Raw genomic sequence first — 13,716 nt, 5'->3', positions numbered from 1 at the left:
CCTTTGGGAATTTCCCAACCTGATATACTACATAGCAAGAAACATGCCAAAAGTTTTTCTTTCAGTGAAAACCAGAGAAAACCGCTATGTATTACCTTTTTATTAATGTTTTAGATACAGCTGACTTGATTTTGATGAAAACTCTGGAGTCTTTCCTTTGTTTTTTGTGTCTATTTTTTTGACATGTCAAAAAAAATAAATCAATTATTGAACACTTTTCCGGGTTTCTCCCCGTATCCTGTCATTTCCTTGTCATATCCCTATATGTATCGCCATCAAAACCATATTTTTTCATCATATTATAGACTGTTCCTCTAGAGAGATTCAGATAGGATGCCACTTTTTTCACATTCCCTGAAAAGTCCTTCAAAGCATTCCGAACCAGCACAGCTTTCATGTCATCAATCTTTGGCAAATCAGCCTGACAATAAATAAGTTTCTGCTCTTTGTTACCATTCCACCACGCTTGAAGATTTGTCGGAAGATGGTGTCTCCTGACAATACCATCCTCGGAAAGCAGAATCGCACGATGAATAACGTTCTCCAATTCCCTTATATTTCCCGGCCATGGATAACCATCAAAAACATCGTAGACTTCCGGAGAAATCTTTATACTTATACCGTCTTTTTCTTCCACGTATTTTTCTACAAAAAAATCAGCAAGCAACTGTATGTCCTTTCCTCTTTCCCGTAAAGGAGGAAGGATTATGGAGAGAACATTCAGTCGATAATACAAATCTCCCCGAAAAAAATTATCGCGAACATCTTGCTCAAGATCCCGGTTCGTCGCAGCGATGACACGAACATCGACAGGAATAGGATATTTACCGCCCACACGTGTAACCTGATGCGTCTGAAGGACACGGAGAAGCACCGCCTGGACATCGGCCGGCATCTCCCCAATTTCATCCAAGAACAAAGTACCTCCATCCGCAAGCTCAAACTTACCCATACTGCCGGTACTTTTCGCTCCTGTAAACGCTCCCCCTTCATACCCAAAAAGTTCGCTGCGAATTAGTTCTCGTGAAACAACTCCGCAATTGATGGCAACAAAGGGCTTGCCCCGTCGAGAACCGCCATTATGGATGCTCTGTACAAGAAGTTCCTTACCTGTTCCCGTTTCTCCAGTGACAAGGACATTCGATGTTGCCTTACTCGCTAACTTGGCCAGTTTGAGCGGTTCTTTCATGGTATCCGCTTCGCTGATTATATCTTCAAAAGAATAATAAGCCACATTATGAGACACTTTGTTCATCAGTTTTTTCACAGTACGAAACTCTCGACACCTGATGATCATCCAGATATCCACTTGATTCGCCTTCATGATAAATGTGGAGAATGCCACATGGATGTAGATATCTCCGATGTGAACGGGAACATCATGTTCTTCCAAAACTGGTGTATTACAAAGCAGATCAAAAAAATTTCCAGGTGAATTCACCAGTTCTGCGATCCCCCGCCCTTCCCATATTCCTTTTTCATGGAAAATGGTCAGAGCTTGTTGGTTAATCTGACGAATTTCTCCGTTTTTACTAATGGCTATCAGCCCGGTATCTACAAAATCAAGAACCATCCTCTGTTGTGTTACCACGAGCGTTTGGGCACTCAGAAGATTCTGTATCATGCTTTCCCGTTCTATACCATAAACGGTCGATTCAACCAGTGATAAAGCAAGGCTGAGATTTTGCTCCGCTGATTTAAGCCATACCAAGGCAATTGTTCCCACGACACCATCATTTACATGTAAAGGCGCGGCAACAGACATAATATCATAGTATTTCTCAAGCCAGTGTTCACATCCTTGTACATATGAAAGAGAATCAGTCATCAATGAGAGCGCGATAGCATTTGTTCCCGCAGAGTCCTCCGAGAACAAGTCTCCAGCATCAGGCACGTATGTTGCTACGGAACCGTTTTCCGCATAGAGATACTCAAGCACCACTGAATCAGCATCGACCAAGAGAATGAATGCTTTTTCATTCCCAAAAAGTTTGAACAGTTTATGGAGATGGGGAAGGGCTGCCTTAGTCATCTCTCTGAATATCTTTTTCTTTTCCGCTAGAATTTCAGAAGATATTGATTGAAGCATAGTAGTATGTGGATTCATCCCATTCCTGCGACATCTTAACCAGGATGCAGAGACTATTTCACGAACAGAAGACACTTCAGCGCTCCGGGGTTCTTCCTGAAATGCATGCTTTGTTCCATCCAAACTAATGCTACTATTTTCACGCAAGATATTGTTCTCCATATCAATCATTACCCCGTTCTTTTTTCTTCCTTCAGGAGAACAAACCGCTTCAAGCATTGCTTCCAAGATATGTCCTTCAGAATAAAATCTTGGCGACAAATTTCATATCCACAAATGTATCCAAATGTATGTATGCAAAGCCATGGTATCGTATATTCATCGTAAGTCAAGATTTTTTAGAGTCCATCTTGCTGACACATAATTTCATGTTCTTTTGTGTTGGCAACTCTTATGTTTTTCTCAAAAAGAATGCCAGGAGAATCAGATGCGCTTCCGTTTGACTTCTATCATGAATCGGCTTAAGTCTCCCCTGTAAGAAGCACGGGAAAATTCTACTGGGACTCCACCGTCCGTACACGCGACAGTTTCAATGTACTGTAAAGGAGAATGAATCGGAATGTTCAGATGCTTGGACTCAAAGTCGCCCGCTATCTTTACTTCTATTGTCCTCCTTGTAGAAACAATAGAAACTAAATATTTTTCTTCCATTACTTTGTATAAGGATACCTGTGAAAAATCTTCATTGATGATTGATTCAAGACCATACCTGGAAGCAGGCAAGCAGGTAATCACAAGAACCATAGGTTCATTATCCACTCCCCGCAGTCGTACTAATTGAATGATTTGATCATTTTCTGGTAAATCCAGAACGTGGGCAACAGCAGGGGACGCTTTTTCTAAAGAGCAACTCAATACTTTGGTATGGGGAATCAAACCTTTGCCTTTCATTTCTTCATTGAAACTTTCAAGGACATACAAAAAATTTTGGTTGATTTTCTGAGGAAGCGTAACGGTGCCTCGCCCTTTCTGTCTGGATATGAGACCTTCACTGGTCAGTTCTCCCATAGTCTGTCTTACCGTGGAACGGGAAATCTGGAAATGCTCACATAGTTGTGCTTCCGAAGGCAAGAGAAAGGCCTGATCACCATGATTTGTAATTAATTCCATCAGGAATTCTTTCAATTGAAGGTATAAAGGGATAGGAATATCTTTGTTTAGCGTTTTATTAAAAAGAGCGCTACCATCCATTTCTTTATCATCCTTTATCATATGATAACGTATAAACCTTTCCTATCTGCGGAACCACAACATCCTCGCCAATTTTGATACCGTTTGACTCTACGCATTGCTCTATGGCTTCCGGTTCGATGGAGTTGAATGTAAACATACCAAAATGATGGGGGACAAGCAATGGTCCTTCAAGGACTTTGACAAGAGTCAATGCTTCGTCAATAGTGAAATTCCCCGGAATTCCATGATCATTACGGTACTGATCCCGGCCATTCACCGGAAGGAATGCTACATCAATCCCATATTCACGCAAAAGATCTTCCAAACCTTCATATGGTATGCAATCTCCACTATGGTAGATTTTCATTCCATCAAAATGCATGATATATCCAAGAAAATAATCATTCCCATAGGAATCCTTGCCAAGGGTCTCATGAGCGGAAGGAATTGCGGAAAGAGAGAATTTGTGACCGGGGGGTCTGCCAAAACCAAGCGTCTCATATGCGGCAAGAGCAACAATCCGACTGATGGGGACGGCTCTGGCAACTGCTTTTTCTATCTCGGCACGAGGGCAGACATAGAGAGGAGAATCCTGATGGTTCCCATAGACTTTTTCCAAAGTTCCTTTGTCCATATGATCCGTATGACCATGTGTACTTGCTATTACATCTACCGTTGCCAAATATTCAGGTTCACAAGGTATCGGAACCATACGTTCATGCGTGAAATGAGCATCTTTATATTTTTCCCAAAGAGAGTTGGACAGATAAGGATCGATGCACAGACTACTTTCCCTGGTTCTGAAAATAAACCCAGCTTGCCCCAACCAAACAAATTCCACAGTCCCCGCCTGAGAAGAAAAAGGAAGCTCTAACCACTTCTTCACATCCTCTTTTCTCTGGGTACATATAATCCGTCTCATGGTTTTCTCCTCTGGGAGAATGCGTGCTTGTTTCCCTCTCCCAAGCATCCGCCAAGCGTTTCAGTCGCAATGGCCTAGATACTATTCCATTTTGGGTTGTCGATGATTTTGTAACCACCTTGGCCATCGGAAACCACAAGCTTTCTGAAGCCTTTGCTTTCAACTGTCCCGTAGTCATGCCCGGCATCAGCGCGAAAAGCAAAAAATGTAACGAAAACCTCCGTGTCGGATACATTGATTGTCCGATGAGCATATCTTCCCGGAACAAATACAGAATGACCTGCCCTCATTTCCCGATATTCCACATCACCCTCAGGATTTTCCATCATCATCATTCCATGCCCTTTCAAGCAATAATATACTTCACCAGTATCTAAAATCGTATGAAAATGTCCTTTCGTCATATGGAACTCATCTCCTACTTTACCAGGATAAAGAATACTCGTCCCATATGCTATGTTCCCTTCCTTCTCAGGAATACCCAGATCATAAAATTCATATACCAACCGGTCTTCGGAGCTTAGGATTTCTTCCGCCTTCTCCTGATTAGAAAAAATACTTTTAATCGTGGAAAGCGATCGCTTGAGAGACACAGACTCTGTTTCTGGAGCAAACCCTGTCTGAAGATCAAAGAATGTAGTCTTTGGTGTCATTTTTTCTTTTTCTCCTAATTTTTTCTTCTTTTGAGAACGCGCTTAACGAATACTACGTGCAATGTCACTCAGTTTTTCAAACGTGGGACCTTCGGAAGGGATATCAATATGGAAAACCTCAGAAATCACCTGTGTCCATCCATGGATAAAATATATCCAGCCATCTTCAATCACGAGATTCCGAGATTCCTTCTGTGCAGCGGCTTGTTCCAAAAACACCAAGTCTCCCCGATAATTGAACTCCCATACATAACTATTTTTGGGAAATAGTACGTCATTGGTAAGAGGGGATCCCGGACCATCCTTTCCTAAACCTGTCGCATTTATAATTAAAGAACCTTCCGCAAGATTTTCCACGTGCTTGTCGTTATCCGCTTCTGTCGGACAGAGACAATACGTGATTGTGAATGGCATATCAAAGCGACTATGCAGGAGCTTCATCTCATTCAGCCTTTTTTCGCTTCTATTGGTAACGATGATGTTTTTGGGCACATCTTTACTGGTTTTGGCCTTATTAATGAGGTATAACGTAAGAGCAAGGGAGCTTCCTCCAGCGCCAAGAATCAACATGGTCGCTTCAGGATTTTCAATCCAATGCTGTTTTGGCATGAAAGCTTCCAGAGCCAAGCCGCTGGATATGGGGTCTTTTGCATGAGCCCAAAGTTGGTTTCCTCGCTTGCTGATAGAACTCGCTTCCCCAAGCAAGGTCGCATAGTCATCTGCATCATCAAACATCTCGCGGGAAGCCCGAAAGCAATCAATTTTGTGTGTTGTAATCAATGCTCCCAGAGATTTGGGATCTTCTTTGATGAAAGATACGACGTCCCTGTATTTCTGAGGGTCATCATGAGGTAAGAAATCAATGCCTTTAATCATTGCGTCAATGCCAAAATACTTCATCCATTCAGGGAAAACCTTCATGATGGATGATTTCCCTGTTGTTACTCCAATGAAGTACATAGTTGGTTTAGCTGCTGGTATATACATTTCTCTTCCTTCTTGGCCAATATGATAGTACTGTATCACTGATATGTAATATAATGTATCATTGTACGTACATTTCACTTTACAAGACTGTTTTTCATTTGTCAAGAAACAATGAGGGTCGGAATACCCTTCTCCTTCTGTATGTAGTGATCATATACCTCTGAACATAATTCGTGCCTGGGACGGGACTCTGTCAATTTCCGTCCGGTCTCTTTCGAAAAAAAACGAGCCTCAACCCAATGGGTCGAGGCTCGCGTCATCCGCTTCGGGAGGGAGACTGATTATCTCATGCCATGGAACGTGATACGGATCTGCTTGTACAGTCCTTCACCTTCACTCTTGGTCTCGATGCCTTCCATATCCCCCAAGGCGGTATGGACGAGCCGCCTCTCAAACGGATTCATGGGTTCCAGCAGACGGCTGCGACCAGAATTCTTGACCTGCTCCGCCGTCCTGAACGCCACGCGTATCAGCTGCTCCTCATGGCGCATCCGGTAGTCCTCGCTGTCAATGACCACCTTCCGGTCGGAATCAAATTTCCCGATGAAGACATTGGCCATCATCTGGAGAGCGTCAAGATTCTTTCCCTTGCGACCGATGATGATGCTGGAATGCTCGCTTTCAATGTTCAAACCCAGCTTGGCATCCTTGCGGGAAGCTATGCTCACTTCCCCAGGATACCCCATCCTCTCAAGGATGCCTGCAATGAATTCCACCACGGCGCGTTCCGCGTCATCTTCAGCAACAAACTTCTGCTGCCGGCCACGGGAACGACGGGGAGCATCATTGTCATAGGAGGGAAAATCCTCGTCTGCCATCGGCTCATCATCTCCGATATGGACACGAATCCTCACCATCCCTTTCTTAAAGAGGCTCTTGCGGGTATTTTCAATGATTTCAACATCAAAATCCTCACGCTCGATGTGCAGTTCATCTATCGCTTTGTCGATAGCTTCCTGTTCTGTCCTTCCTTCAAATTCTCTTACCATGTATTACTCCATGGAGACATCGGCCATGTGGCCGGAATCTCCTCACATTGATCACTTTTTCTTTTTCCCTTTGTTCACGGGAAAGCTGAGAGTCTTGGCCGCATCCTTGTCTTTTTCTGCCGAAGCCAGCACCGTCTTCTTGTTCGTAAACTTCTGCTGAAGCATCGAGATGAGGTTGACCGACGACCAATAGAGCAACAATCCAGAAGGCGCGTTGTACAACGTGAAGAACAGGATGAGAGGCATGCCGTACATCATGAACTTCATAGTGGAAGCCTGCGATCCAGCCGCCCCACTTGAAGATGGGTTCAGCTTCATGGAGAAAATCATGCTGGTTGCATACAAAATCGGCAGGATATGCAATTGGTTCCCCAAGAACGGGAGGTTGAAGGAGAATGTAAGCACCGTATCAGGCACTGACAGATCGGGTATCCATCCTGGAATGAACATGGCTCCGCGCAACTCAAAATGCTTGTTCAGCAAGCCGTAGAGGGCAATCATGATGGGGAACTGAAGCAACATGGGCAGACATCCTCCGAGAGGATTTATCTTTTCCTTGCGGTACAGCGCCGCTGTCGCTTCATTCAATTTCTGAGGATTATCCGCATATTTCTTCCGCAACTCATCCATCTGTGGAGATAATGCGGACATCCTTGCTGTCGAAGCCATCGACTTCTTGTTTAGAGGATGCATGAGGACACGGGTGAGCAACGTCAGCAGGATGATTGCCACGCCATAATTAGGAATGACCTTGTAGAAAAGCTGCAATACTCCCTTAAGGATGGTTTCAAGCCATCCCAACCAGGAGCTTGTATCCAACACTTGCTCCAGGTGAAGCTCCGATAGCTGGAAACTGTTGGAATCAGCCTTGTTGTAGATATCCATGTTCTGCTTCAGCTGCGGCCCGATATAAAAGAGGAAAGTATCCTCAAAGGACGCGCTGCGAACGGCAGGACGGGTCAGGTAGATGCTGGAAGTCTGTGGTACCGTTGAGTTTTCATCAGAACGTTCCGCCAAGGTCGTGGTATAGCGGGTAGCGTCAGGAATGGCGATGACGGAAAAATACTTGCCTACGACAGCCGTCCAGGAAATACCGGCAGTCGTCTGATAGATTCCATTGGATAGCTTGGGCTGTGTCCGTTTCCCTCCGTCATTACGGATGTAGAGGCGTCGGTAATTATAATTGTCCAGTTTTTCAAAAGCGGGACCAATCTGAGGCTCGAAAGCCAAGGTATAGGCATTATTGTCAAAAGACAGGGGAACCGCCTTGTTTTCACTGTTGGTGGCGCCTACCTTGATTTCAAACAAATACTCACCTGCTCCACCGAAACGGAATCGTTTCGTCAGGGTGAAATGTCCAGGGAGGGCACGTCCGTCTTCTCCGACGACAGCAAAATTGCGCGTGAACGTAACTTCATTTCCAGAAACGGAATAAGAAAATACCGTATCAAGGGGACGCGTTCTGTCACCACCGGCATAGAGAAGGAAAGCATTGTGGTCGGAAGGAGAGCGGAAAAGCATCTCGACCGGCTCTTTGCCATCAAGGTGCTTTTTCAGCTTGATGCTGGAAACCGAAGCTCCGACAGGGTCGAAGGTGATGATGAATTCTTCATTCTCAAAGATAAACGGAGAACGGGAAGGATTGTCCCCGATGGCAATGAAGGAACCGGGAAGCCCTGTGTCCCATGCCTGATCCGTTGAGGAAATCATGTGGATAGCTGGTTCTTCCAATGGCTCCGCAACAGGCACGACCTCGGAAACGGGCGTTTCTTGGGCGGCAGGGGGAGTAAGCATCATTTGTATGGACATTCCCACAGATATGACGATGACCGATAAAACCACTGCGAGAATTGTTTTCTTATCCATGACATCTCCTATATACGGCGACTTGAAAAGCAGATATCAGGGAAAAACATGACATGATGCATACATGAAAGTGTACGGACACTACAAAACAGCATCTACCTATACAAATAGACGCCGGCATTCTGACAGAGTGTTACGATTCTTTTTGTTTGGGCGTCATGTGCAGTAGTTTTTCCCGGATAAACGATGAAAGCAAAATCATAACCGGATTGCATCTGAGGTTTTTCCTGCCGCCATATTTCCTTGACTTGTCTTCGTATTCTGTTCCGTTGGACGGAATTTCCATACTTCCTTACGGGAATGACGACAATCCTGTTGTTCTCAAGCTGATTGGGACAGACGAGCAACCGTATCCCCGGACAGGAAAATTTCTTTCCTGCCTTGAAAATACGGTCTATCTCCGGTCGTTTCTTTACGATTTCCTTCTTAGTAAGGCTTTTTTTCATCGCTGATGGATAACTTCTTCCTGCCCTTCGCACGCCTGCGTGCAAGAACCAGACGCCCGCCGGGAGTCTCCATGCGTGCCCTGAATCCAAACTTCCTGTTTCTTTTCACCTTACTCGGCTGGTAAGTTCTCTTTCCTTTGTTGCTCATGGGAAAATCTCCAAAATAAATCGCATTTCTGCGGGATGTTACTGAAAAAAGGGCACGCCCTTGAGTGAAGCAGTATAGACTTCAATGCGTCAACAGTCAATATGTCATCCACATGTAACAGCATTACAGCACCCGCGTGTAAGCTATTTCATGACTATCTTGAGATTATTTATGTTCAAACCAGGATATTTCTCCTGTATGTCAGCAATTATCCTGGCTTTCTTAATTTCTATGACCGAACCCCATGCCGGGTGAATCACTTCAATGACAAGATTGCTTCCTTTCAGGTCCGCCACCCGTGACTTACCTTTTGCCTGTACGTCAAGCAGGGAATCCCAGTGACGGCACAATACCATGTAAGGATTTTCTGTGAGGTTGTGTTTCTTGAGAACAGCGTCAATGGATTCGGACAACATGAAGAAGTCCGTCACCTTGCGGGACAGGCGTCTATCCTGTTCCTGTTTTCCTTTCACCGGAAGGCTCCTCCTTCCACAGTATAGGACAGCATCTTCTCGTCTTCCAGTGAAGAAAAATATTTTTCTTCCGGAAGGAACGTGAAGAACGCTTGGCTGTAATCCTCTATATGGGAAAGAAAACGACCCCTTCGCGTCACATCAAGCTCAAGCAAGACATCATCTATGAGAAGAACAGGTTCTTTGCCAGTCTTGCCGAAAAAGAAGCCTGCCTGAGCCATCCGCAGGATTAAGGACGCCAGACGGAGTTGTCCTGTTGAACCTGTCTGGGAAAAAGGTCTGTCAGCATCCTTGACAATGAACTTGTCCCTATGGACACCACTGCATGTCGTCTGCATCCTGACATCCCTCTCCAAGGCACGGGACAGTATTTCTTCCGCATCCTCGGCGTTTTCCGCCATCTTCCACGAAGGCTGATATTCAACGCTGATCTCAAGGTCTGTTCCTGATACGTCCCGGTACATCCGTGGAAAAATGTCGTTAAATTCCTTCACGGCGGCCTTTCTTGCCTTCTGGATGCTCATGCCATACCGAGCCAGTTGGAAATCATAGATGGGAACGAGGGACAACCTGCCTTCCTTCAACGCAGCGTTGCGCTGGCGCAATATGTTCCTGTACCGTCGGGAATCATCGAAGAAAAGAGGATTGTACATGGACATGGTCTGGTCAAAGAAACGGCGGCGGGCTTCCGGTTCTCCACGGACAAACTCAATGTCATCATGACAGAACACTATGCAGGGAATTGTATATATAAGTTCTTTCCTATCATATATTTCTTTTCTGTCAATAAAAATACTTCTCTTTCCCTGTACATGCTTCACCTGTATTTCATGATGATTACCTGAATCATCGACGAAATCAGCCTTTACGGAAAAACCCCTGCCATCGTGGCTGACCGCTTCCCGCAGGTTCGGAGTACGGAAAGACGTTCCGTAGCACAGGACATAAAGAGCTTCCAAAAAATTCGTCTTGCCTTGTCCGTTTTCTCCGACGAGCATAACGGAACGGGCATCCGTGTCTACTGATGCTTTCCGTATGTTCCTGAAACAATGAATGTCCAGGGAAAGTATTCTCATCACTTCCCGGTCTGGGTCGGCTGCATGGGCATGATGATATGAAAATAATCCCGTTCCGGTTCAGGAGAAAGAGTGAGGGCCTTTCCTGTATCCGTGAAGGAAATTCTTGTCTTTTCACCTTCCATGACACGAAGGGGACTCATGATATAGCCATAATTCAGGGAAATCCTGCAAGGTTCTCCCGAATAGTCAGCCGTAATAGTCTCACGAGCTATTCCAAGGTCATTCTCCTCGGAACTGACGGTAATTCCGTTCTGGTCAATGTCAAGGAAAATTTTCTTTGCTTTCGTTTCTACGAACAAGGAAACTCTTTTCACGGCTTCAAGTATATCCGCAACAGACGTTATGACTGAAGTAGATTGGCTTTCCGGTATGACTCTGCGGTAGTTAGGGAACTTCCCATTTATCAAAGCAGAGTAGATGAATTGTCCTCCAAAACTGGCAAAGATGGTGTTTTCCGTGACTCCAAGTCTGAAAGTTCCTTCACCTGTAGCCATTTTCCGTATCAGAGTGAGAAATTTGGCAGGAATGATGACTGATGGAAACCGAGGGATTGTTTCTTCTATTTTTCTCTCGATGTAAGAAAGACGTCGTCCATCAGTGGCTACCATGATGAGGCTGCTGGTATTGTATTCCAGATAAACGCCGCTCATGTAATAGCGTGTCTCGTCTTCACTGATTGCAAAGATAGTCTGGTTCACCATATCCAGGAAATCCTTCTGGCTGATGGTGAAGAAAGGAACATTAGAATGTTCTTCAAGGTCAGGAAACTTGTCGGAGCCTATGGTTCTTAGCTGGAAGTCCATTTTCTGGGCGACAGGTTCTATGTAGAGTTTTTCATTTTTTTCTTCAAAAAGAATATCAGTTTCAGGAAGTGAACGGAGGATGCCAAGGAACTTGTCACAAAAAACAGTGGTGGAACCTTCTTCAAGTGTCTCGACGGGTATTTGGGAATGGAATCCTACTTTCTGATCCGTAGCTTTGATAACAAGCAAGTTTTCTTTGGTTTCTAAAAGAACATTGGACACGATAGAAAGAGAATTTCTTTGGCTGGTGAAGTCCAGCGCAAGGCTTATTTCTTTGAATATGGTGGCTTTTTGGCATACGAATTTCATTTTTCCTGCTCCTTATTATTACTCTTCTTATAAAAGTAATAGTAATAGTAATAATAGCACACAAATCGGTGAATTTCTCCATTAAATGCTTTCATGAAAAAATTTTGCTATTTTAACAACCTGTGGATAACTTGTGTTTTCCTTATCTTTTTATCCACAGGTTATCAACAACCTATAAAAAAATCCTCTGATGATGCACACTTTATCCCTATGTTATACACAAGATATGCACAGTAGCCAATCCCAATAAATAGTTAGTTTTTCTTGTAGTCCCGTATTTCCCTGATGAGCTTCTGTACAGTCTGGTTCAGCGCTTCATCTGTCTTTATCATACCTTCCACCCTCTGGTAGGCATGCATGACGGTAGAATGGTCTTTTCCTCCAAATTCTGAGCCAATCTCTGATGTGGAATACTCGCAAAGAATTCTTGCCAGATACATGGCAATCTGACGAGGCTGTATCAGTGACTTTGTCTTTTTCTTCCCCTTTACGTCGTAGGTGGAGACATTGAAATAGTCGGATACTACACGGATGATGGTTTCAATGGAAAGGCTGGGGCTGGCCGCATTATGTGCCGGAAAAGCTTTTAGTTGCTCTTTTGCTATATCAAGTGTGATTTCTTTATTCAAAAGAGTGCTATAGGCTATCAATTTGGTCAAAGATGCTTCAAGGTCGCGGACATTCGTATTGACATTCCTGCTGATGAAATCAAGGACATCATCCGGAATGGACATGTTCTTTTCCGCGCTCTTGCGCTTGAGTATGGCCATTCTTGTCTCATAGTTAGGAGGAAGGAGATCGACGTTCAATCCACGTTCAAACCTGCTGCGTAGCCGGGAGGTGAGATCCTTCAGCTCACTTATCGGGCGGTCGCACGTAAACACCAGCTGCTTGTGCGTGTCGTATAAGTCATTGAAGGTGTGAAAAAGTTCTTCCTGCGTGGAATCCTTGCCTTGGAGGAAATGGATATCATCGATGAGAAGAACCCCTACTTTCCTGTACTTGTTCTTGAATGCCTGGGTCTTCTTATCACCTATCGACTGGATGAATTCGTTGGTGAACATCTCCGCGGTGACGTAGACGACCTTTAGTTCAGGATTATTCTCAAGGATATAGTTGCCGATTGACTGGAGCAGATGTGTCTTGCCCAGGCCGACTCCTCCGTAGACGAGGCAGGGATTGTAGGTGACTCCCGGATTCTTCGATATGGCCATGGCCGCGCTGTAGGCAAAGGCGCTGTTCTCTCCGGCTATGAAGTTTTCAAATCGATAGAGAGGATTAAGGTTGCTTGCCTCGTAATCAATGATACGTTCCTTTTCCGTCCTGGAGACCTCTGCATGCGGCTTCTTCGTTTCGTTTTCTTCATCATCTCCACCGGAGAAAGGAGCCGCGGGCGATGGCGCGGAAATTTTCTTGATGACGAATTCCACCTTTATGTGTTCGCCAGTCAGATCCGAGATGATGTCTGTGATTTGACTCCGGAATTCCCTGTCTACCTTGTCGTAAACGAACTGGGAAGGAACGGAAAGCATGAGTTTTCCGGCGGCGGCTCCTTCATAGCGGATGCGGGAAATCCACACGGTGTAATCCGTGGGAGATATGGTTTCTTTGAGACGTTTCTCTGTTTCCAGCCAGAATACGGAATAATTTTCTTCAACGTGCGACATGACATCATATTACCTTGTCCCGCTTGGGCATGCAAGAGTTGTCCCCATCCAGGGAAAACTACTCTGAAATGTTATATAAAATGTTTTATTGGCAAGATTTGTTTTTTATTCC

Annotated in this window: 13 protein-coding genes; all 13 read right to left on the bottom strand. The window is 44.7% G+C overall.

Going from position 1 to position 13,716, the window contains the following annotated elements; all coding sequences use genetic code 11:
* Positions 1 to 241 precede the first annotated feature (241 nt).
* Positions 242 to 2,308 carry a sigma-54 interaction domain-containing protein gene (locus SPICO_RS00065; RefSeq protein WP_041394902.1) on the bottom strand — a complete coding sequence of 689 codons (2,067 nt, stop codon included), beginning with the start codon at positions 2,306 to 2,308 and terminating at the stop codon, positions 242 to 244.
* 204 nt (positions 2,309 to 2,512) lie between these two features.
* Positions 2,513 to 3,301, bottom strand: coding sequence for a GntR family transcriptional regulator (locus SPICO_RS00060; protein WP_052295798.1), 789 nt, complete (start codon positions 3,299 to 3,301; stop codon positions 2,513 to 2,515).
* Positions 3,288 to 4,184 carry an MBL fold metallo-hydrolase gene (locus SPICO_RS00055; RefSeq protein ID WP_013738649.1) on the bottom strand — a complete coding sequence of 299 codons (897 nt, stop codon included), beginning with the start codon at positions 4,182 to 4,184 and terminating at the stop codon, positions 3,288 to 3,290. Before SPICO_RS00055 ends, SPICO_RS00060 begins: the two co-directional genes overlap by 14 nt.
* A 74-nt stretch (positions 4,185 to 4,258) precedes the next feature.
* Entirely contained in the window at positions 4,259 to 4,837 is a 579-nt protein-coding gene (locus SPICO_RS00050; RefSeq protein WP_013738648.1) for a glucose-6-phosphate isomerase family protein, read from the bottom strand.
* A gap of 42 nt (positions 4,838 to 4,879) precedes the next feature.
* Positions 4,880 to 5,824: a shikimate dehydrogenase family protein gene (locus SPICO_RS00045; RefSeq protein WP_013738647.1), complete on the bottom strand. Its 945-nt coding sequence runs from the start codon at positions 5,822 to 5,824 to the stop codon at positions 4,880 to 4,882.
* 281 nt (positions 5,825 to 6,105) lie between these two features.
* Positions 6,106 to 6,813: an RNA-binding cell elongation regulator Jag/EloR gene (gene jag, locus SPICO_RS00040; RefSeq protein ID WP_013738646.1), complete on the bottom strand. Its 708-nt coding sequence runs from the start codon at positions 6,811 to 6,813 to the stop codon at positions 6,106 to 6,108.
* Between the two features lie 51 nt (positions 6,814 to 6,864).
* The gene (yidC, locus tag SPICO_RS00035) at positions 6,865 to 8,679 is read right to left on the bottom strand and encodes a membrane protein insertase YidC (protein WP_013738645.1); all 1,815 of its coding nucleotides are present in this window, start codon (positions 8,677 to 8,679) and stop codon (positions 6,865 to 6,867) included.
* A gap of 95 nt (positions 8,680 to 8,774) precedes the next feature.
* Positions 8,775 to 9,125, bottom strand: a complete 351-nt coding sequence (rnpA, locus tag SPICO_RS00030; RefSeq protein ID WP_013738644.1) for a ribonuclease P protein component — start codon at positions 9,123 to 9,125, stop codon at positions 8,775 to 8,777.
* Positions 9,106 to 9,273 carry a 50S ribosomal protein L34 gene (gene rpmH, locus SPICO_RS00025; RefSeq protein ID WP_013738643.1) on the bottom strand — a complete coding sequence of 56 codons (168 nt, stop codon included), beginning with the start codon at positions 9,271 to 9,273 and terminating at the stop codon, positions 9,106 to 9,108. The genes rnpA and rpmH overlap by 20 nt, the downstream gene beginning before the upstream one ends.
* A gap of 143 nt (positions 9,274 to 9,416) precedes the next feature.
* Positions 9,417 to 9,746 (bottom strand): DciA family protein, encoded by a 330-nt coding sequence (locus SPICO_RS00020; protein ID WP_013738642.1) that lies wholly within the window; start codon positions 9,744 to 9,746, stop codon positions 9,417 to 9,419.
* Positions 9,743 to 10,822: a DNA replication/repair protein RecF gene (recF, locus tag SPICO_RS00015; RefSeq protein ID WP_013738641.1), complete on the bottom strand. Its 1,080-nt coding sequence runs from the start codon at positions 10,820 to 10,822 to the stop codon at positions 9,743 to 9,745. Before recF ends, SPICO_RS00020 begins: the two co-directional genes overlap by 4 nt.
* Positions 10,822 to 11,937, bottom strand: coding sequence for a DNA polymerase III subunit beta (gene dnaN, locus SPICO_RS00010; RefSeq protein WP_013738640.1), 1,116 nt, complete (start codon positions 11,935 to 11,937; stop codon positions 10,822 to 10,824). The genes recF and dnaN overlap by 1 nt, the downstream gene beginning before the upstream one ends.
* Positions 11,938 to 12,191: 254 nt before the next feature.
* A complete protein-coding gene (gene dnaA, locus SPICO_RS00005; RefSeq protein ID WP_013738639.1) occupies positions 12,192 to 13,604 on the bottom strand; it encodes a chromosomal replication initiator protein DnaA in 1,413 nt (470 codons plus the stop codon).
* Positions 13,605 to 13,716: the final 112 nt, after the last annotated feature.

Origin of the sequence: Parasphaerochaeta coccoides DSM 17374 (genome assembly GCF_000208385.1) — a bacterium.
Taxonomy (GTDB): domain Bacteria; phylum Spirochaetota; class Spirochaetia; order Sphaerochaetales; family Sphaerochaetaceae; genus Parasphaerochaeta; species Parasphaerochaeta coccoides.
The sequence above is the reverse complement of the archived record's forward strand: the minus strand, read 5'-3'. Positions and strand labels throughout refer to the sequence as shown.

Bases quoted from the DNA above. Each gene is read 5' to 3' on its own strand.
- yidC (WP_013738645.1), bottom strand. From the start codon at position 8,679: ATGGATAAGAAAACAATTCTCGCAGTGGTTTTATCGGTCATCGTCATA.
- recF (WP_013738641.1), bottom strand. From the start codon at position 10,822: ATGAGAATACTTTCCCTGGACATTCATTGTTTCAGGAACATACGGAAA.
- SPICO_RS00050 (WP_013738648.1), bottom strand. From the start codon at position 4,837: ATGACACCAAAGACTACATTCTTTGATCTTCAGACAGGGTTTGCTCCA.
- SPICO_RS00065 (WP_041394902.1), bottom strand. From the start codon at position 2,308: ATGCTTGAAGCGGTTTGTTCTCCTGAAGGAAGAAAAAAGAACGGGGTA.
- SPICO_RS00055 (WP_013738649.1), bottom strand. From the start codon at position 4,184: ATGAGACGGATTATATGTACCCAGAGAAAAGAGGATGTGAAGAAGTGG.
- dnaA (WP_013738639.1), bottom strand. From the start codon at position 13,604: ATGTCGCACGTTGAAGAAAATTATTCCGTATTCTGGCTGGAAACAGAG.
- rpmH (WP_013738643.1), bottom strand. From the start codon at position 9,273: ATGAGCAACAAAGGAAAGAGAACTTACCAGCCGAGTAAGGTGAAAAGA.
- jag (WP_013738646.1), bottom strand. From the start codon at position 6,813: ATGGTAAGAGAATTTGAAGGAAGGACAGAACAGGAAGCTATCGACAAA.
- SPICO_RS00045 (WP_013738647.1), bottom strand. From the start codon at position 5,824: ATGTATATACCAGCAGCTAAACCAACTATGTACTTCATTGGAGTAACA.
- dnaN (WP_013738640.1), bottom strand. From the start codon at position 11,937: ATGAAATTCGTATGCCAAAAAGCCACCATATTCAAAGAAATAAGCCTT.
- SPICO_RS00060 (WP_052295798.1), bottom strand. From the start codon at position 3,301: ATGATAAAGGATGATAAAGAAATGGATGGTAGCGCTCTTTTTAATAAA.
- rnpA (WP_013738644.1), bottom strand. From the start codon at position 9,125: ATGAAAAAAAGCCTTACTAAGAAGGAAATCGTAAAGAAACGACCGGAG.